The 18,687-nt window shown below is 71.3% G+C and carries 20 protein-coding genes; 14 read left to right on the plus strand and 6 right to left on the minus strand.

The window, feature by feature from the left end:
- Positions 1–36 precede the first annotated feature (36 nt).
- From Q0Z83_RS51830 to Q0Z83_RS51850, 5 genes are all read left to right on the plus strand, one after another.
- Positions 37–957 carry a hypothetical protein gene (locus Q0Z83_RS51830; RefSeq protein ID WP_317790944.1) on the plus strand — a complete coding sequence of 307 codons (921 nt, stop codon included), beginning with the start codon at positions 37–39 and terminating at the stop codon, positions 955–957.
- Positions 954–1,379, plus strand: coding sequence for an ABA4-like family protein (locus Q0Z83_RS51835; protein WP_317790945.1), 426 nt, complete (start codon positions 954–956; stop codon positions 1,377–1,379). The genes Q0Z83_RS51830 and Q0Z83_RS51835 overlap by 4 nt, the downstream gene beginning before the upstream one ends.
- 5 nt (positions 1,380–1,384) lie before the next feature.
- Positions 1,385–2,530: a sensor histidine kinase gene (locus Q0Z83_RS51840; protein ID WP_317790946.1), complete on the plus strand. Its 1,146-nt coding sequence runs from the start codon at positions 1,385–1,387 to the stop codon at positions 2,528–2,530.
- The gene (locus tag Q0Z83_RS51845) at positions 2,527–3,153 is read left to right on the plus strand and encodes a response regulator transcription factor (protein ID WP_317790947.1); all 627 of its coding nucleotides are present in this window, start codon (positions 2,527–2,529) and stop codon (positions 3,151–3,153) included. Before Q0Z83_RS51840 ends, Q0Z83_RS51845 begins: the two co-directional genes overlap by 4 nt.
- A 76-nt stretch (positions 3,154–3,229) precedes the next feature.
- Positions 3,230–4,849, plus strand: a complete 1,620-nt coding sequence (locus tag Q0Z83_RS51850; protein WP_317790948.1) for a S8 family serine peptidase — start codon at positions 3,230–3,232, stop codon at positions 4,847–4,849.
- Between the two features lie 22 nt (positions 4,850–4,871).
- Here Q0Z83_RS51850 and Q0Z83_RS51855 read toward each other — a convergent pair whose 3' ends face one another.
- Entirely contained in the window at positions 4,872–5,354 is a 483-nt protein-coding gene (locus Q0Z83_RS51855; RefSeq protein ID WP_317790949.1) for an NADPH-dependent FMN reductase, read from the minus strand.
- Positions 5,355–5,516: 162 nt separating this feature from the next.
- Here Q0Z83_RS51855 and Q0Z83_RS51860 point away from each other — a divergent pair, with 162 nt between their 5' ends.
- The 3 genes from Q0Z83_RS51860 (at position 5,517) to Q0Z83_RS51870 (ending at position 8,629) form a co-directional block, all read left to right on the plus strand.
- Positions 5,517–6,062: a winged helix-turn-helix domain-containing protein gene (locus Q0Z83_RS51860; protein ID WP_317790950.1), complete on the plus strand. Its 546-nt coding sequence runs from the start codon at positions 5,517–5,519 to the stop codon at positions 6,060–6,062.
- A gap of 266 nt (positions 6,063–6,328) precedes the next feature.
- The gene (locus tag Q0Z83_RS51865) at positions 6,329–7,357 is read left to right on the plus strand and encodes a S1 family peptidase (protein ID WP_317790951.1); all 1,029 of its coding nucleotides are present in this window, start codon (positions 6,329–6,331) and stop codon (positions 7,355–7,357) included.
- Positions 7,358–7,480: 123 nt separating this feature from the next.
- Positions 7,481–8,629: a cytochrome P450 gene (locus Q0Z83_RS51870; protein WP_317790952.1), complete on the plus strand. Its 1,149-nt coding sequence runs from the start codon at positions 7,481–7,483 to the stop codon at positions 8,627–8,629.
- Here Q0Z83_RS51870 and Q0Z83_RS51875 read toward each other — a convergent pair.
- Entirely contained in the window at positions 8,626–9,315 is a 690-nt protein-coding gene (locus tag Q0Z83_RS51875; protein WP_317790953.1) for a hypothetical protein, read from the minus strand. The genes Q0Z83_RS51870 and Q0Z83_RS51875 overlap by 4 nt on opposite strands.
- 134 nt (positions 9,316–9,449) lie before the next feature.
- On the opposite strand from Q0Z83_RS51875, the gene Q0Z83_RS51880 reads away from it, so the two are divergent.
- Positions 9,450–10,370, plus strand: coding sequence for a serine hydrolase (locus Q0Z83_RS51880; RefSeq protein WP_317790954.1), 921 nt, complete (start codon positions 9,450–9,452; stop codon positions 10,368–10,370).
- On the opposite strand, the gene Q0Z83_RS51885 is transcribed toward Q0Z83_RS51880, so the two are convergent.
- From Q0Z83_RS51885 to Q0Z83_RS51895, 3 genes are read right to left on the minus strand one after another with little or no spacing between them, the layout of a single operon-like run.
- Positions 10,345–10,923: a DedA family protein gene (locus Q0Z83_RS51885; RefSeq protein WP_317790955.1), complete on the minus strand. Its 579-nt coding sequence runs from the start codon at positions 10,921–10,923 to the stop codon at positions 10,345–10,347. The two genes, Q0Z83_RS51880 and Q0Z83_RS51885, sit on opposite strands and share 26 nt — an antisense overlap.
- Positions 10,920–11,687 (minus strand): MBL fold metallo-hydrolase, encoded by a 768-nt coding sequence (locus Q0Z83_RS51890; RefSeq protein ID WP_317790956.1) that lies wholly within the window; start codon positions 11,685–11,687, stop codon positions 10,920–10,922. The genes Q0Z83_RS51885 and Q0Z83_RS51890 overlap by 4 nt, the downstream gene beginning before the upstream one ends.
- Positions 11,684–12,184 carry a DUF1990 family protein gene (locus Q0Z83_RS51895; RefSeq protein ID WP_317790957.1) on the minus strand — a complete coding sequence of 167 codons (501 nt, stop codon included), beginning with the start codon at positions 12,182–12,184 and terminating at the stop codon, positions 11,684–11,686. Before Q0Z83_RS51895 ends, Q0Z83_RS51890 begins: the two co-directional genes overlap by 4 nt.
- A 78-nt stretch (positions 12,185–12,262) precedes the next feature.
- On the opposite strand from Q0Z83_RS51895, the gene Q0Z83_RS51900 reads away from it, so the two are divergent.
- From Q0Z83_RS51900 to Q0Z83_RS51920, 5 genes are read left to right on the plus strand one after another with little or no spacing between them, the layout of a single operon-like run.
- Positions 12,263–13,213, plus strand: a complete 951-nt coding sequence (locus Q0Z83_RS51900) for a diacylglycerol/lipid kinase family protein (RefSeq protein ID WP_317790958.1) — start codon at positions 12,263–12,265, stop codon at positions 13,211–13,213.
- Positions 13,210–14,223, plus strand: a complete 1,014-nt coding sequence (locus Q0Z83_RS51905; protein ID WP_317790959.1) for a YihY/virulence factor BrkB family protein — start codon at positions 13,210–13,212, stop codon at positions 14,221–14,223. The genes Q0Z83_RS51900 and Q0Z83_RS51905 overlap by 4 nt, the downstream gene beginning before the upstream one ends.
- Positions 14,224–14,261: 38 nt before the next feature.
- A complete protein-coding gene (locus Q0Z83_RS51910) occupies positions 14,262–15,719 on the plus strand; it encodes a phosphatase PAP2 family protein (RefSeq protein ID WP_317790960.1) in 1,458 nt (485 codons plus the stop codon).
- Positions 15,716–16,489, plus strand: coding sequence for an endonuclease/exonuclease/phosphatase family protein (locus Q0Z83_RS51915; protein ID WP_317790961.1), 774 nt, complete (start codon positions 15,716–15,718; stop codon positions 16,487–16,489). The genes Q0Z83_RS51910 and Q0Z83_RS51915 overlap by 4 nt, the downstream gene beginning before the upstream one ends.
- 22 nt (positions 16,490–16,511) lie before the next feature.
- Positions 16,512–17,021, plus strand: coding sequence for a DinB family protein (locus tag Q0Z83_RS51920; RefSeq protein WP_317790962.1), 510 nt, complete (start codon positions 16,512–16,514; stop codon positions 17,019–17,021).
- Positions 17,022–17,036: 15 nt separating this feature from the next.
- Here the strand turns inward: Q0Z83_RS51920 and Q0Z83_RS51925 are convergent, their stop codons facing one another.
- Complete coding sequence (locus Q0Z83_RS51925) at positions 17,037–18,611, minus strand: tetratricopeptide repeat-containing diguanylate cyclase (RefSeq protein ID WP_317790963.1); 1,575 nt, start codon at positions 18,609–18,611, stop codon at positions 17,037–17,039.
- Positions 18,612–18,687 lie beyond the last annotated feature (76 nt).

Below are 18,687 nucleotides of genomic sequence, written 5' to 3' on the forward strand. Positions count from 1 at the left end.
GACGATTCCGGCGCCGGGACGGGCGAACGTAAGCCCATGACCACCATCGATTCGCTCACCGCGGGAAGCCTGCCCGCCCTGCGCAGCCCGGTCCGCTGGAACCGGCCACTGCTCTGGCTCACCGCCGCGTCGGCGGTGCTGGCCATCGTCTCCCTGGCCGGGATCTTCATCGACGACCGGATCCTCACCGGCGTCCCGATCTGGCTCAAGCCGTTCAAGTTCGCGGTCTCGTTCGTCGTCTACGGCTGGACGCTGGCCTGGATGCTGGCGGTCCTGCCCCGGCGCAGCCGCCCGGCCGAGATCTCGGGGATCGTCATCGTCGGGGTGGCGGTCGCCGAGCTGGCCATCATCGTCACCCAGGTGATCCGCGGGACGACCAGCCACTACAACGTCAGCACGCCGTTCAACGAGGTGCTGTGGGACATCATGGGCGCCTCGATCATGGTGCTCTTCATCGCGCAGGTCGTCATCTCGGTCGCCGCGCTCCGGCAGCGGATCCCCGATCGGGCCGCCTCCTACGCGATCCGGCTCGGGCTCGGTGTCTCGCTGCTCGGTATGGCGTTGGCGTTCATCATGACCTCGCAGATGACCGACAGCGGGCTGATCGGGGCGCACTCGGTCGGCGTCGCCGACGGTGGGCCGGGTATGCCACTCACCGGGTGGAGCACCACCGGCGGCGATCTGCGGATCAGCCACTTCGTCGGGCTGCACGCCCTGCAGGTGATTCCGCTGCTCGCCTACGGCCTCGCCCGGTGGACCCGGCTGGCGGACACGGCACGGTCGCGGCTTGTGCTGATCGGCGGGAGCGCGTACGCCGTACTGGTGCTGCTTCTGACCTGGCAGGCGCTCCGTGCGCAACCGCTGCTGAAACCCGATGGGCTCACCCTCGCCGCGTTCGCCGCACTGGCGGCCGTGACCGCCGTCGCGAGTCTCGTCGCCACCCGGAGCCGGGCGTGACCGGAACCCTGTTCGATCTGACGTTCCTGCTGGCGGCGCCGTTCTGGGCGCTGATGATCCTGCTGCCGAAATGGTCGTGGACCACCCGGATCGTGCGCAGCCCGCTGATCGTGCTGCCGATCGTGGCGATCTACGCGGCGCTGATCGTCCCGGACTTCGCGAACGTCTGGGCCAGTGTGTCGAACCCGACCCTGGACGGGGTGGCCGGACTGCTCGGCTCCCCGGCCGGGGCGGCCGCCGGATGGGCCCACATGATCGCCTTCGACCTGTTCGTCGGCCGCTGGTCCTACCTGGACAGCCGGGAGCGCGGGATTCCGGTGTTGCTGATGGCCCCGATCCTGTTCCTCACCATCATGCTCGGGCCGCTCGGGCTGGCCGCCTACCTCGCGGTGCGGCCCCGCTGGCCGGAACGCCTAGGCTGACCGGCATGAGCTGGGCGGGCCGCCTCTTCAACGCGCGGGAGACACTCCCGCGGATGCTGCTGCTGATCCTCAGCGGGGTGGCGTACCTGCTCGTGATCTGTGGCACCCAGACGCCACCGACCGGGCCGCAGTGGGTGCTGGCCGGGCTCGCCTTCGCGTCCGGCATCCTGCTGCACCGCCGGCAGCCGATCAATCTGCTGGTGCAGACCTTCTTCTTCGGGGTCGCCCTGGCCACGCTGGAGGACTCGACGATCAACCAGGTCGGCACCGCGTGGGCCCTCGGTGAGCTGGCCTTCTGGGCGCCCCGGTTCTGGTTTGTGGCGGCCGGTGCCGGCCTGGTCTCGGCGGTCTACCTGGCGTTCGGGCTGCCCGGCTCGGGGGTCGGCGCCGGTGAGGCGCTGGTCGGCCTGGGCACCAGCCTGGGCCTGCCGATCCTGCTCGGCATCGTCGGCCGGACCACCCACGAGCTGGGCCTGCAGGCCGCCCGCCGAGCCGAGTCGGAGCAGCGTGCGGCCCGTTCGGACGAGCGTGCCGCCATCGCCCGCGAGTTGCATGACGTGGTCGCCCACCACATCGCGTCGGTGGTGCTGCGGGTCGGCGTGGCCCGGCATGTCCTTCCGGATCTCGATCCGTTGGTGACCGCCGTCTTCGACGACGTTCACCGGACCGGGACGGAGGCGTTGACCGATCTGCGGCAGCTGGTCGCGGTTCTTCGAGACCCGGAGGGGGTACGGGGTGACGCCGCGCTGACCGCGATCGAACCGTCCGCGCTGCCCGCCGCACTGGCCGGCGCCGTGGAGAAGGCCCGCCTGGCCGGGGTGATCGTGGAGGCGGAGATCGACCCGGCGATCGGCTCGCTGGACGCGGTTCGCGGTCTGGCCGTGCTCCGCCTCACCCAGGAGGCACTGACGAACGTGGCCAAGCACGCCGGCCCGGCCGCCACCGCCGCGTTGCGGGTGGCCCGGTCCGATTCCGGTGTGGAATGGGCGGTGTCCGACGACGGTGGCGTGCCGGCCGGCCCGCGGGACGTCCCGCTCGGCGGCGGTCACGGCATCACCGGTATGCGGGAGCGGGTCGAGGTGCTGGGCGGGACCCTCACCGCCGGCCCGCAGGGGAAGGGATGGCGTGTGAGCACGGTGCTGCCGGGATGATCCGGGTGCTGCTCGTGGACGACCAGCAGCTGATCCGGGCCGGGTTGCGGATGCTCTGTGACGCGGAGCCCGGCATGGAGGTGGTCGGTGAGGCGGGTGACGGGCGGGCCGCGGTCGAGTCGGCCGCCCGCCTGCTACCCGACGTGATCGTGATGGACCTGCGGATGCCCGGTGTCGACGGGATCACCGCGACCAGCCGGATCATCGCGGCCCGTCCGTCGGCCCGGGTGCTGGTGCTCACCACGTTCGGTGACGACGACCACCTCTATCCGGCTCTCCAGTCCGGCGCGTGCGGTTTCCTGCTCAAGGACGCCCCGCCGGAGGAGTTGCTGCACGGCATCCGACAGGCGGCGACCGGGGAGAGCCCGTTCAGCCAGGACGTGTTGCGCCGGCTGGTCCGCCGGGCGGTCGACGCCCGCCCCGAGCCCCGCGGCCGGGTCGACGGGCTGACCGCCCGCGAGCAGGAGGTGCTCGGCCTGGTCGGCGAGGGCCTGAGCAACACCGAGATCGCCGAGCGGATGCACATCGGCGTGACCACGGTGAAGACCCACATCGCCGCGCTGATGACCAAGACCGGCAGCCCCAACCGGGTCCGCCTGGCTCTGCTCGCCCATCGCGCCTGACTTCTCGAGGCCTGCTCGCAAGGCTCCTCTCAAGGCTCTTCTCAAGGTGGGCGTGCGGCGTCCGATCACCCCAGGCATGCGTAAGTGGATCGCCGCGGCGGTGGCCGCCTCCGTCATCGTCTCCCCGGTACCGGCGCACGCCGCCGACTCCGAGCCGACCGGCCGCTACATCGTCACGTTGCGGGACGGTGCGCCCGGCCTGCTCGCCGGTCGTCTGCTGCGTCAGTTCCGCAGTTTCCCCGGCTACCTCACCGAGATGACCGCCACCCAGGCCCGCCGGCTGGCCAACGATCCGTCGGTGCGGCACGTCGAGACGGACCGCAAGGTCGCCCTCACCGGCACCCAGAAGAACCCGGCCTGGGGCCTGGACCGCATCGACCAGCGCGGGAAGTCGCTCTCCAAGAGCTACCGGCCGTCCGCCGACGGCGACTCCGTGCACGCCTACGTCATCGACACCGGCCTGCGGACCAGTCACCGGCAGTTCGGCGGGCGGGCCGTCTCCGGTTACGACTTCGTCGGCCACGACACGGACGCCGACGACTGCAACGGCCACGGTACGCACGTCGCCGGCACGATCGGCGGATCCACGTACGGGGTGGCCAAGAAGGTGAAGCTGGTCGGGGTCCGGGTGCTGGACTGTGCCGGCGAGGGCTTCATCTCGGACATCATCGACGGCATCGACTGGGTGACCCAGAACGCCGACCTGCCGGCGGTGGCCAACATGAGCCTCGGCGGCGGTTACAGCCCGGCGCTGGACTGGGCCGTCGAGGAGTCGATCGCGGCCGGAATCACCTACGTGGTGGCGGCCGGCAACGAGGACGTCGACGCCCGGCTGGGCAGCCCGGCCGGCGTGCCGCAGGCGATCACCGTGGCAGCGACCGACAGCCGCGACCGGCGTGCGTCGTTCTCCAACTACGGCGGCGGGGTGGACCTCTTCGCACCCGGTGTCGGCATCAAGTCCGCGGTCTCGACCAGCGACACCGCGACCGCCAAATACAGCGGTACGTCGATGGCGTCACCGCACGTGGCCGGGGCGGCCGCGCTGCTCCTGGACGCCGACCCGGCTCTGACTCCGGCCCAGGTGCAGGCCAAGCTGATCGCCAACGCGACGAAGGGCAAGGTCACCGACCGCGCCGGGTCGCCGAACCGGCTCCTGTTCGTGCCCGCCCCGCCCAAGGCGCCGGTGATCGCCACCGGTCAGACCCCACAGGCCGCGGTGGGTGTGCCCTACTCGACGAGGCTGGCGCTGACCGCCGGGCGCCGGGGCGGCTGGAAACTCGACTCCGGCACCCTGCCGGCCGGTCTCTCGCTCTCCTCGTCCGGGGTGATCTCGGGTACACCGGAGAAGGCGGGCCGGTACACGGTGACCGTCCGGTTCACCGACTACGTGCCGCAGGCGGTCACCCGGCGGGTGGTGATCCCGGTGGTGGCGGACCTGCCGGTGATCCAGACCGAGGTACTGCCCGACCTGATCGACGACGTCGAGTTCGAGCAGCGGTTCGAGCTCGCCGACGGCCGCGACGGGGTCTGGACGCTGGCGTCCGGTGAGCTGCCGGCCGGGCTGAGCCTGTCGATGGACGGCCTACTGAGCGGCCTGTCGACCAGCCCGGCGGGCGCCACCTACACCTTCACGATCCGGTTCACCGACGTGTGGAACCAGGCGGCCGAACGGACCTACACGTTGACCGCACGCTGACTCCGCGAATACGCCGTCGCCCTCACCAGTCGAGGGCGGCGGCGTATTTCTGTGCGATGGCGGTGGACTCCGGCAGGTCGCTCTCCACCACCGGGAGACCCGGCCGGACCACGATGGCGCCCAGCTCGACCAGCAGTTGGCGCAGCAGCGTCTCGGCCGCGGTGGCCTGCGGAGCGACACCGGCGGTGACCACCGGGACGGCCAGCTTGCCGGACAGCGCCTGCGCCGGGAGCTGGTCGAGCAGCACCTTGAGCACGCCGGTGTAACCGCCCTTGTAGGTGGGAGTGGCGACGACCAGCAGATTCGCCTCGCTGATCACCGCGACGGCGGCTTTCGTCGCCTCGTCGCCCGGTGTGAGCAGGCCGGCTCCGAGCGAGCCGACCTCGATGACGTGCGGCTGCGGGGAGCCGAGCTGCTCGGCGATGGCCTCGCCGACCGCGACGGCCAGCGTCGACGTCCTGGATCCGGTCCGGGGGTTGCCGGACACCACCACGATTCCCGTCATGTCGGTGCGACCTCTCTGGAGTGCCGGTCGAGGACCAGGCGCGTACGCCATATCCTAGTTATCCGATAGGGAATTGTCACCACGGAGGATATGATGCCTGCCACTGCCTATCTAACTGATAGGAAATGTATCCTTGCCCCACCCACCGTGAAGGAGTAAGCCGTGTCCGCTCTCGCTGTCGCCCACCCGCACGCCACGTACCCCCGCCCGGTCCTGCTACGGCCCGTGCCCGATCCGCCGCCGGAGCAGCAAGTGGACGATGACCAGGCGCCCGTCACCCTGACGATCAGCATCGCGGGCGGGGTCGGTGGCCGTGAGCGGGTGCTCGCGGCGCTGCGTGAGCTGGTGGACGCGGCCGGTGCCGCCGCTGTCGAGGTGGACGGCGTCTCAGCGCCGGCCGTCGAGCACGCCGCCGAGATCCGTCTCGACCCGCGGGCGCGCACCGCGTTCCGCGGCGGCCGGCTGCTGGAGCTCAGCCGCCTGGAGTACGACCTGCTCCTCTTCCTCGCCCGGCACCCGCGTCAGGTGTTCAGCCGTTCGCAGCTGCTCACCCACGTCTGGGGGCACCGGCACACCACCAACCGCACGGTCGACGTGCACGTCAGCCGCCTGCGGACCAAACTCGACGACCCGGAGCTGATCACCACGGTGTACGGCCTGGGCTACCGGCTCGCCGACGACGCCCCGATCGTCGTCGTCGAGCGGTAAGCAGGCCGTTCACGTGTGTCGATGTAGCCGCCGCGCCGGCCGGTGACCTCGGGTCACCGGCCGGTTGCGTTTCCTCCAGCTTCATCCCGAACGGGTAATAGGTCCGCGATATGCAAGGCGTGTTTCCGCAGTTCACGGCGCTGTTGATCGCCATTCGGTGATCGTTCACAGCTCTTGCCAGTCGATTGAGAGATTTAAATACTTGCGAGCACGCGGTACGCCGGATCGGGCGTACCGGCCCCTACCCGTTCCCCCTGGGAGGAAACGTGCTAAACCCGAAGCTTCGCCGACCGATCGTCGGCCTTGCCGTGGGCATCCTCGTCGGAAGCGGACTCGCCGCCACCCCCGCCGCGGCCGCACCGATCGCCGACCCGACGGCCCTCGCCAACACCCTCGACGCCCGTCTCGGCGTCCGTGACGCGGGCTCCTATATCGACGACGCCGGCCGGCTCGTCGTCAACGTGACCGACGCCGCGACCGCCGCCGAGGTGAAGGCCACCGGCGCCACCGCGCGTTACGTCGCCCGCAGCGGCGCCACGCTCGCCGCCGCCGACGAGAACCTGAAGGTCAACCTGAAGACGCCGGGCACGGCGTTCGCCATCGACCCGGTCACCAACCAGGTCGTCGTCTCGGTGGACGAGAGCATCACCGGCGCCAAGCTCGCCGCGGTCCAGGCGACCGTCGCCAAGCTCGGCGACGCCGCCCGCGTCGAGAGCGTCCCCGGCAAGCTCAGCCTGCGCATCTCCGGTGGCGACGCCATCTACGCCCCCAGCGGCGGCCGCTGCTCGCTCGGCTTCAACGTCCGCAACAGCGCCGGCACGAACTACTTCCTGACCGCCGGCCACTGCACCAACATCTCCTCGACCTGGACCAACGGTTCGGTCACGCTCGGCACCCGGGCCGGCACCAGCTTCCCGGGCAACGACTACGGCATCGTCCGCTACACCAACACGACGATCACCAAGACCGGCGGCGTCGGCACCTCGGTCGACATCACCTCGGCGGCCACCCCGGCCGTCGGCGCGACCGTCACCCGTCGTGGCTCGACCACCGGCACCCGCTCCGGCCGGGTCACCGCGCTCAACAGCACGGTGAACTACGCCGAGGGCTCGGTCTCCGGTCTGATCCGCACCACCGTCTGCGCCGAGCCCGGCGACAGCGGCGGCTCGCTCTACTCCGGCACCACCGCGCACGGCCTGACCTCGGGCGGTAGCGGCAACTGCACCAGCGGTGGCGTCACCTACTTCCAGCCGGTCGTGGAGGCCCTGAGCGCGTACGGCGTCTCGGTCTTCTGACACACACCTGCGGCCCGGCGGTGACGCCCACACCGTGAGCTCTCCGAACAGGGCCGGGCCGATACGGACACCCGCCCCCGATCCACTTGATCGGGGGCGGGTGTCGTGTATCACAATCGATGAATGACCACAGTGAACAACGGCCGCAAGGTGCACCGGGGTGCGAAGGCGCCGGGCTGTCCCGTCCGGGTCGGCGACGACGGCGTCTGGCACATCCAGGACTACGCCACCGCACGGCGGTTCCTGCGGCACAACGACACCCGGCAGGCCGGCCTCGGCATCGAGAACGCGCTGCGCCACCAGCATCGGATGCGGTTGCCGATGCTCTACCGGGACGGGCCGGAGCACCGCGAGCAGCGGCGGCAGACGGCCCGCTACTTCACCCCGAAACGGGTCGAGTCGGCCTATCGGGAACTCATGCACCGGCTCGCCGACCAGCAGTGCGAGGTGCTGCGACGGCGTGGGGCGGCCGACCTGTCGGCGCTCTCCTTCCAGCTCGCCGTCGCCGTCGCCGCCGAGGTGGTCGGTCTCACCGACAGTGCGCCCGGGATGCCGCAGCGGCTGGACCGGTTCTTCGCCATCCCCGACCCCGACGCGCGTGGACTGTCCGCGGTCCGGCAGAAGGCGTTCAACAACTTCGTCCTGCTGTCGTTCCTCTGGCGGGACGTCCGCCCGGCCGTCGCGGCCCGCCGCCGCCACCGCCGCGACGACCTGATCTCGCACCTGATCGACCAGGGGTGCAGCCTGCCCGAGATCCTCGGCGAATGCGTCACGTTCGCGGCCGCCGGCATGGTCACCACCCGCGAGTTCATCACCGTCGCCGCCTGGCATCTGCTCACCGACGAGACGCTGCGCGCCCAGTACACCGGGGGTGATCAGGCCGCGCGGGTGGCCGTCCTGCACGAGATCCTGCGACTCGAACCGGTGGTCGGCGACCTGCTCCGCTGGACCACCGCGGACGTCACGGTCGGCGACGTCGCCATCCCGTCCGGCGCCCGGGTCGAGGTCGCAGTGGCCGCGGCCAACCTGGACCCGGCCGAGGCCGGCGACCAGCCCCGAGCGGTCTGCCCGGGCCGCCCGGTCGGCCCGGGCCTGTCCTTCGGCGACGGCGCGCACAAGTGTCCGGGCGCCCACATCGCGATCCAGGAGACCGACATCTTCCTCAGCAGGCTGTTCGCGATGCCGGGCCTCCGGATGATCCGGGAACCCACCGTGACGATCCGCCCCGACATCGCCTCCTACGAGATAAAGGGCCTGATCCTCGCGGTCTAGTCGTGGGTGCGTTCCTCGCCTCGGCGGCGCAGCATCTTCAGTCCGGGCAGGCCGGCGATCGCCAGGTGCAGGTCCTCGGTCACCTCGAGGAGCTTGTGCAGGTCCGGGCCGACCTGGTCGAGCTTGCCCAGCAGCGGCATCACGTCGTGGACCAGGTGCCGCTGGAGGGCCGGCAGCTCGTCGATCATCCGGATCGCGGCGGTCACCTCGTCGGGGGTGAGCTCGGACACGAAATGGGCGGCGAGCGGGGCGGCCTGGCGCAGCGTGGGGGAGTAGTCGCCGACGAGCCCCTCGACCTCGCCCGCCACCGAGTCGGCTCGGGTGACGATGGCGGTGACCCCGTCGACGGCCGTGTTCGCGCGAGTAGTGATGGAGGTCACTCCGTCGATGGCGGTGCTCGTCCGGGTCGTGATGGCGGTGACCTCGTCGACGGCGATCGCGGCCGCCGTCGTGATGGCCCGGGTCTCGGCCACCGCCGCCTCCGCCGCGGTGGCCACCGCGGACACCCGCTCGATCAGTTCCTCGGCCCGGCCGACGGCCAGTGTGATCCGGTTGACCAGTAGTTCCGTCTGGCCGATCAGGGAGACGGCCCGCACCGGGATGGTCGCCGCGGTGGCCGCCGTCTCGATCACCTTGCCTGCCGCCGCCGTGGTCATCTGGAGAGCACCGGACACGAGAGAGAACATGCACCCATTGTGCGCCGGTTCCGCACCCTTCGATCGGTGACGGGCTGTGTCGATGTCGGAGCCGAGCGTCGAAAGTCGGGAATACACAGGAATCCGGTGAGCCATCCGGGCGTCCGACACGGCAGTATGCATGGGTGCGACGTACCCGGAATCTCATCGTGACGGCGGCCGCTCTCGGTATCCTCGGGGGTTCGGTCCTGGTGGCGAAGGGCCTCCTGGCCGACAGTGGCACCGGCGGTTCCGGTGGCGGCGCCCTGGCCGGAGTCTTCCAGGAGGAGCCGAAGGCATCGGCCACCCCGACCGGCCCCACCCCGGAGGAGCTGGCCGCCATCGAGCGCGCCAAGCGGGTCAAGGCCCTCGACGCGGCGCTGAAGAAGTACGCGACCGGTAAGCCCGAGTTCTCGGTCGCCGTCTTCGACCGCAAGACCGGCGAGACGTACGCCTACCGCGGCGACGAGAAGTACGAGACCGCGAGTGTGGTCAAGGTGCAGGTGCTGGCCTGCCTGCTACTCACCGCGCAGGACGACGACCGGAAGCTGACCAGCTCGGAGAAGGCGCTGGCGGACAAGATGATCCGGTACAGCGACAACGACGCGACCACCTCGCTCTACGGCAAGGTCGGCAAGATCGGTGGATTGACCGCCTGCAACAAGCGCCTCGGCCTCACCCAGACCAAGGTCAGCGGCTCCTGGGGCCTCACCCGGACGACCGTGAAGGATCAGGTGGTCCTGCTCTCCCAGTTGGTCGACGAGAAGAGCGAGTTGTCCGAGGCCTCCCGGGAGTACGCGCACAAGCTGATGAGCACCGTCGCCTCGGACCAGGACTGGGGTGTCCCGGCCGCGGCCCAGGAGGGCGAGGACGCCACGGTGAAGAACGGCTGGCTCCAGCGGTCCACCGAGAGCAACCTGTGGATCATCAACACGGTCGGTCAGATCACCGACGACGACACCGACGTGTCGATCGCCGTCCTGTCACACACCAACTCGACGATGCCCGCCGGGCAGAGCCTGGTGGAGAAGGTCGCGAAGCTCACCCGGACGCATCTGAAGTACTAGCGTTCCGCCGTTTCGAGAACCAGCTCAGGCACTGGTTGACCAGCAGGATGAGCACCACGGCGGCGAGCACGCCCTGCCACGGCTCGGGGAAGAGCGAACCGCCGAGCAGCCCGATCATGGCGTAGACGGCCGACCAGAGCGCGCAGGCCGGCAGGTTGGCGACCACGAACGTGCGCCACGGGAGCCCGGCGAACGCGGCGGCCAGCAGCACCGGCACCCGGCCGCCGGGGATCAGCCGGGACACCAGCAGCACCGACACCTCCCGCCCGCGCAGCCGCTCGGTCACCGCGGCCAGCCGGTGCTCGTCACGCATCCACCGCAGCCGGCGGGCCATCTGCTCACCGCCGAACCGGCACATCGCATACATCACCAGGTCGCCCACGTAGGCTCCGGCCGCTCCGGCCAGGATCACCGGCACGACCGCATACACATGCTGGTGGAACGCGTACGCCGCGGTCGCGCTGACCGCCGCCCCGGTGGGCACGATCGGCACGATGGCCCCGAACGCCACCACCAGGAACAGCCAGCCCGAGGCGCTGAGGGTGTCGATCACGCGGGCACGCCGAAGGTCTCGCCGTGGGTGAGCACCCGCACCCGGCTGTCCGGTGCCGCCTCGGCCGCGAACTCGGCGAACCGAGGGCCCGGCTCGTCGAACATGTGCCGGCGGACGCGACCCATCCCGACCGGCCAGAGTGTCCCGTAGTGCACCGGCACCGCCCACGACGCCCGCACCCGACGCAACGCCTCGGCGCCGTCCCGGGCGTCCAGGTGACCGTGCGCACCGAGGGTCGGCCCCCAGCCGCCGACCGGGATCAGTGCCAGGTCCAGCGGGCCGAGCTCACCCATCCCGTCGAACAGGCCGGTATCACCGGCGTACCAGGTGCGGGAGGCGCCCTCGACCACGAAACCGATCGCCTCGGCCCGTTCCCGGGACCAGGGTCCACGGCGTCCGTCGTGCCGGGCGGGGACGGCTCTCACCCGTACCCCCTTGATCTTGGTCTCCTCGCCCGGCCCCAGCTCGACGCACCGCCGCGCCGCACCGGGGATCGCTCGCGCGGCGAAAGCCGCGGCGCCGCGCGGCACCACCAGGACCGGATCGCCGGGCACCGCCCGCAGCGACGGCACGTGAAAGTGGTCGGCGTGCAGGTGCGACAGCAGGATCGCGTCGGGCGCGCCGGGCAGGCGGGGCGCCGGACCGGCCATCCGCCGCAGGTGGGCGAGCCGGCCGGTGAGCACCGGATCGGTCAGCAGGGTGACACCCGAGTCGGCGAGCCACACGGTGCTGTGCCCCCACCAGGTGATCTCGGTCCGGCTCACCGCCCCACGTTACCCAGGCGCCGCAGGGCCAACCCGCACGCGCGGGCGAAGGCGTGCTGGAACAACACCGCGGCCGGGCCGGTCACCCGCATCAGGGTGCTCGCCGGGCGGCTGAACGCGACGACCGTGAACCACACCCGGTCGTGTTCGTCCCGTTCCACCAGGAACGCCTCCTCGCCGGTCGCCGGATGCCCGGGACGGGTGCCGTAGGCGAACCCGATCCGGTCACCCTCCTCGACGGTCCAGACCACCTCGCACGGGGCCCGCAGCGGGCCTAGGCCGACGGTGAGCAGCACCCCGGGCGCGGCCCGACCGGCGTCGGCGCTGATCCGGGCGCCGATGGCCCGGTGCATGCGGAAGGTCAGGATCGCCTCACCGGCCCGGGCCAGCGTCTCCTCACCGGCGCCGATCGCGGTGCGATGGCGCAGATGGCGGTAGCCGGACGGGAGCCGCCCGGTACGGGTGAACCCGACATGCGGATAGGTAACTTCGGTCACTCGTGCAGTGTGCCCTTCTTCCGGCAGGCACCGTCGGTCGAGTCGCCGCCGTGACATGACTCCGGCACACTGAGCGACGTGACTGGACCCCGCTGCGCCGTCGTGGTGAACCCCACCAAGGTGGCCGATCCCGATCAGCTGCACCGGATCGTCGAGCAGGGGCTCGCCCGTGCCGGCTGGCCCGCGCCGCGTTGGTATGAGACGACACCCGAGGACCCGGGCCGCGGCCAGGCGAAGAAGGCGGTGGCCGACGGCGCCGAGCTGGTCTTCGCGTGCGGCGGCGACGGCACGGTGACCGCGGTCGTCACCGCCCTGTCCGGGTCGGATGTGGCGCTGGCCGTGCTGCCGGCCGGCACCGGCAACCTGCTGGCGGCGAACCTCGGCCTCGGCAACGACCCGGCCACCGGCTTGGAGGTGGCGTTGGAGGGCGGCCGGCGGCGCATCGACGTCGGCGTGATCGACGACAGGTGCTTCGTGGTGATGGCCGGGATGGGCTTCGACGCCCAGATGCTCGAGGACACCTCGGAGAAGGCGAAGAAGCGGATCGGCTGGCTGGCGTATGTCGGCGGGGCCGCGAAACACCTGCTGGACCGGCCGATGCGGGCCCGGATCCGGCTGGACGGCGGTCCGCCGATGCCCCGACGCCCGGCCGCCGTGATCGTCGGCAACGTGGGCCGGCTGCAGGGCGGCGTCCGACTGCTGAGCAAGGCCGAGCCGGACGACGGCAAGTTCGACGTGGCCATCCTCAGCCCGACCAACCTGGCCCACTGGGCGGCCCTGGCCTGGGCGGTGGTGAGCCGTCGGGAGCGGGTGCCGTTGATGGAGACGTACACCGCATCGCGGGTTGAGATCTACAGCAACCGGGCACAGGCGCGTCAGCTCGACGGTGACACCATCGCCCCGGGCAAGGTCATGAAGATCCACCTCCGGCCGCGGGCCCTGCTGCTCTGCGTGCCGCAGCCGGACGCGGACCCGGACCTGGCGTACGACGCCTCCGCCGTCGCCCGTCGTGCGAAGGAGAAGGCTTGAGCAGCACCCAGCCGGTCCCCGAGACCCGGATGATGCCGGGTGACAAGCTGTCCGCCGACGACGCCTTCCACGCGTTGTGGCACTACGGGCGCTGGCCGCTGCTGCACGACGCGTTCGTCCGGTTCCGGTACGGCGACGGGTTCAGCCACTCCCGGGCGTTCGCCTTCCAGCTGTGCCTGGCCATCGTCCCGTTCCTGATCGCGCTCTCCGGCCTGGCCACCGACCTGGGGGTGGAGGACGGCGGCCGGATCGTCGCCGACACCGTCATCGCGCTCACCCCGGGCGCCAGCGAGCCGCTGGTCACCGAGTTGCTGATGGACGACGACCGGACCGAGGAGGCGGGCGAACTGGCCCTGACCCTGGGTCTGATCACCGGCCTGTTCGCGCTGACCAGCGCGATGGCCCAGATCGAGCGCGGCGCCAACCGCATCTACGGGGTGGAACGCGACCGGCCGGCCCTGCGCAAGTACCTGCGGGCCGCGGTGCTCGCGGTGATCGCCGGTCTACCCGCGCTCTTCGGGTTCCTGCTGCTGGTGGCCGGGCGGGCGGCCGGTGACTCGGCGGAGAGACATTTCGGGCTGAGCCCCGGCCTGCGGGTGGCCTGGGACGTGGTCCGCTGGCCGCTGAGCCTGCTGCTGATCGTCTTCGCGGTGGGCCTGCTGTTCCGGCATTCGGTACGGCGTAACCAGCCGGCCCTGTCCTGGCTGCTGTTCGGTGCCGTGGTGTCGACGGTGCTGTGGTGGCTGGCGAGCCTGCTCCTGGCCGGGTACATCAGGTTCAGCGACGGGTTCGGCGCCACCTACGGCCCGCTGACCGCCATGATGGCGCTGCTGCTGTGGGCCAATCTGACCGGGATCGCGCTCTTCCTCGGGCTGGCCTTCGCGGCCCAGTTGGAGGCCAGGCGGGTGGGCGTACGACGGCCTGCTCTGGAGGACCGCTGGGAGCCCGATCCGGAGCCGGAGATTCCGGCACAGCGCGACCCCGGTGTATCCGCGGAGCCGACCGGGTAAGAACGGCGCACCTCTCCCGGACGAATCAGGAGTACGCCGTGACCGAGAAGCGAGCCCGCTGGGCGCCGGTACGACACTTCGCTGAACGCAGCGTGCTGGGTCTGGCCGCGGTGACGGCGGTCGGCCTCGCCTTCGGCACCCTGCTACTGCTCGTGCGTTTCCACTGGCAGCCGCTGCTGGGGCTGGACCGGTCGGTGGCCGACGGCCTCAACAGTTGGGCGTCCGGCTCGGACACGATCGTGGCGGTCCTGAACCAGATCTCCTCGTTCGGCGGCCGCGGTTTCATGATCCCGCTGGTGGCCCTGCTGGTCGCGGTGCTGCTGATCCGGCGGCGGCCCCGCCCGGCGCTGTACCTGGTGGTGACCGGAGCCGGCGCGCTGATCCTGGACCCGTCGCTGAAGGCGCTGATCGGACGGCTGCGCCCGGTGGTCGAGGTGCCGGTCGCGACCGCGCCGGGCAACAGCTTCCCCAGCGGGCACGCGCTCGGCTCGATGGTCGTCTACGGGATGATCGTGCTGGTCTTCCTGCCGGCCATGCGGCGGCGGTGGCGGCCCTGGTTCGCCGGGCTGGCCGCGGTGATCGTGGCCGCGGTCGGGTTCACCCGGATCGCCCTGGGTGTGCACTTCCTCTCCGACGTGATCGGCGGATGGCTGCTCGGGGTGGCCTGGATCAGCGTCACCGCGTACGCCTTCCGGATCTGGCGTCGCGAAGCGGGCCGGCCGGTCCCGGCGCTCGCCGACGGCCTGGAGCCGGAGGCCGGTCCGGACCTGCGTCCCGCCCCGGCCGAGGAGGCCGTGCTGCCGCACCCGTGGGCGAAGGCGGCCGAGATCCTGGTCGGCTGGGTGTTCGTGTTCGGCCTGCTCTACCTGGTCGGCTACTCGGTGAACAGGTGGGAGCCGCCCTTCGACGACGGTTTCCCGCGCTGGCTGCAGACCTTCCGCACCCCGTCGCTGGATGAGCTGAGCTGGCTGGCCAGCAAGGCCGGCGACACCCACGCCATCCTGATCATCTCGCTGATCTTCTGCCCGCTGGCGCTGGCCCTGTGGCGGCAGTGGCGGCCGGTCCTGTTCCTGGCCCTGACCATGATGGGTGAGCTGACCCTCTTCCTCTGCGCGGCGGCCGCGGTCGGCCGGGACCGTCCGTCGGTCGAGCAGTTGGACGGCCAGATGCCGACGTCGTCGTTCCCGTCCGGGCACATCGCCGCGACCATGTGCCTCTGGGCGGCCATCGCGATCATCGTGTTGGCCCGGGTCCGGCAGCCGTGGCGCTGGATCTTCCCGGCCCTCGCGGTGATCATGCCGCTGATCGTGGCGCTCTCCCGCATGTACCGCGGCATGCACCACCCCACCGACGTGCTCGGCGCGGCCCTGCTGACCGCCGGCTGGCTCACCGTCCTCTACTTCACGGTCCGCCCGAACGCACATGCCGAGACGGCCTCCGAGGCGGCCGCCGAGGCCGAGCAGGCGACCCGGCGCCACCCGGTGACCGTCGGATGACGCTGCGGCTGATGACCTGGAACATCAAGAACGGCGGCGGAGACCGCCTGCCGGCCATCACCGGGGTCATCCGCCGCGAGCAGCCGGACGTCGTCTGTCTGCAAGAGCTTCAACACTTCCATCGGTACGGTCGACGTCTGCACCGGTTGGCGCAAGAGGCGGGCATGACCGTCCACCTTGCGCCGGCCGGGCTCGCGCAGCCGGTCGCGGTCCTGGTGCGCCCACCCCGGCGGATCCTCCGGCGGTCGGCGATCCGCTGGCGGCTGCACCACGCGGTCGCGATCGCGGTCGTGGAGACCACGGCCGGCCCGCTGACCGTGGTCAGCGCCCACCTCAACCCGTTCTCCCCGTACCGCCGCTACCGTGAGGCCCGCTGGCTGGCCGCCCGGTACGGGTCCGGCCGCGGGATGACGCTGATCGCCGGCGACATGAACGGCCTCGACCCGGACACCGACCACACCGCCACGCTCGACCGGGTGCACTCGCTCTACCGGCAGCGGCACCTCGGCCCGGACGGCACCCCGGACACCCGGGCCCTGGTGGCGTTCCGTGCGGGCGGGTTCACCGACCTGTGGGCCGCCGTGGGGGAGGGCGACGGGCGTACCGTGCCGACCGGTTTCGCCGGCCGCGAGTTCGGCACGATGCGCCTGGACTACCTGCTGGCCGGTCCGGCGCTGGCGGCCCGAGCCGAGCGGGCCTGGGTGATCCGCGACGAGACCACCGAGCAGGCCTCCGACCACTATCCGGTCCGCGCCGACATGGATCTCTGACGGCCGGCTCTAACCTCGCGGTATGACGATCGAGTTCCCGTCGCCCACGATCCCGGCCGCGAACCGGGCCGAGGTGTTCACCCGCTACCTGGACTACTTCCGCGAGACGCTCCTGGTGAAGACCGCCGCACTGCCCGAGACCGAGCTCCGGACCAGCCGGCTGCCCTCCGGCTGGACCCCACTGGAACTGGTCAAACACCTGCGGCACGTGGAACGGCGCTGGATCGAGTGGGGTTTCGAAGGGCGGGACATCCCCGACCCGTGGGCCGACCAGCGCGACGACCGCTGGCACGTCGACGACTCGGAGACCCTGGCCGGCCTGACCGCCGAACTGCGGGCCCAGGGGACGCACACCACCGCGGCGATCACCGGCAACGACCTGGACGCGGTCGGCGTACCGGGGCCACGCTGGTCCGGCGCCGACCCGGCCACCCTGGAGCGGGTCTGTCTCCACCTGGTCCAGGAGTACGCCCGCCACGTGGGCCACCTGGACATCGTCGCGGAGTCGGCCGGCGTCCCGACCGGCGAATGACGACCGGTTCCGACCTCAGCCGGCGATCACCCGGTCGCGGCCGGAGCGCTTCGCGGCGTACAGGTTGTGGTCGGCCGCGGAGAGCAGCGCGGAGAACGTGCTCCGGCCCTCCGGCGCCGTGGTGACCCCGATGCTCGTGGTCACCGGAAGAGTCCCGGTGACCGTCTCCCAGCCGTGCGCCCGGATCCGCAACCGCAGCCGCTCGCAGCGGGTGAGCGCCTCCTCGGCGTCCACCCCCGGATAGACCAGCAGGAACTCCTCGCCACCCATCCGGGCCGCGAACGCCGACCCGGGTGCCGCCTCCTCCAGCAACTCGGCCACGTGCTGCAGCACGGCGTCACCGGTGGCGTGCGACAGGGTGTCGTTGACCCGCTTGAAGTGATCCAGGTCGACGATGGCCAGCGACAGCGGGCGGCGGCGTGCTGCCGACTCCAGCAGCAGAGCCGGCATCCGCTCGTTGACGTACCGCCGGTTGTAGAGCCCGGTCAGCGCGTCCCGGTGGGCCATCTCCCGGAAGTGCTCACTGACCCGGCGTGCCTCGTTGGCCTCGAAGACGGCCTGCAGGGCACGGGCCCGAGCGTCCCGCTGGACCGACTGCAGCGCGGTCGTGGCGGCGTGGAAGGCGCGATGCTCCTCGTACGCCTCGGCGAACCGCCCGGTGTCGGCGAACAGGGCGGCCTGCTCCTGCCGGACCCGGGCGCCGATGCCGGCCAGACCACGTTCGGCACACACCGCCCGGGTGTCGTCCAGAGCCTCCTGCGCCGCCTCGTGCCGGCCGGCCATCCGGCGTGCCTGGGCGAGGGTGAGCCGGCATTCGGCGACCGCGTCCCCCTCATTCGCGGCGACCAGGTCGGCCAGCACCGGGGAGAGCAACTCCTCGACCGCGTCGTACCGGCCGCCCATCAGCTCGACCTGTGCCATCGTGTCCAGCTCGTTGGCGGTGAACCGGATTCCGGTACGGGCCTGGAGGTCACGCATCTGATCGACGAGCATCCGGGCCTCGGGCTCGTCGCCGATCTCGACCGCGGTGTACGCCATGTTGTTCAGGACCGACGAGGTGACCTCGTGATCGCCCGCCTCGACGGCCAGCATCAGAGCCTCCCGCGCACGGATCTTGCCGTCCGCGTGCGAGCCGGTGTCGTCGAGCGAGACCGAGAGCGTCATCAGGTGCCGGGCCCGCAGGCTGGGCGGCACGTCGTCGGGGAGGAAGGCGACGCCCTGGAGCGCGTGGGTGAGCGAGTCCGCGAAATCACCCACATGGCGGAAGAAGACCGACAACTCCCGGTGGGTACGGGCCAGCAGGAGGTGATCCTCGTGTTGTTCGGCCCAGACGCGTACCTGGTGGGCGAGCCGGCCGCCCTCGCCGGTCCGCCCCTGCCGGAGCAGCACCCCGGCCTGAAGCAGGGTCGCCCGCTGGACGAGCCGCTCGGAGCCCTGCTCGGCGGCACGCTGCCGGAGCTCCTCGGCGGGCTCCCAGAGGGTGCGGAACGCCGACAACGGCCGTCCCTCGAGTTCCGCCGCGACGGATTCGAGTGCGCTGAGCTCCGGATGGGGCTCGGTGGGGACACGGCTCGCCGTTTCCGTCGTCACTGTCCCTGCTTTCCTGTCGCCGCCGTGACGCCTCACATTCCGGTGTGCCGGTAGCTTTCCGGGTCGCGGCGGGTTG

Source organism: Actinoplanes sichuanensis, from assembly GCF_033097365.1.
GTDB classification, from domain to species: Bacteria; Actinomycetota; Actinomycetes; order Mycobacteriales; family Micromonosporaceae; genus Actinoplanes; species Actinoplanes sichuanensis.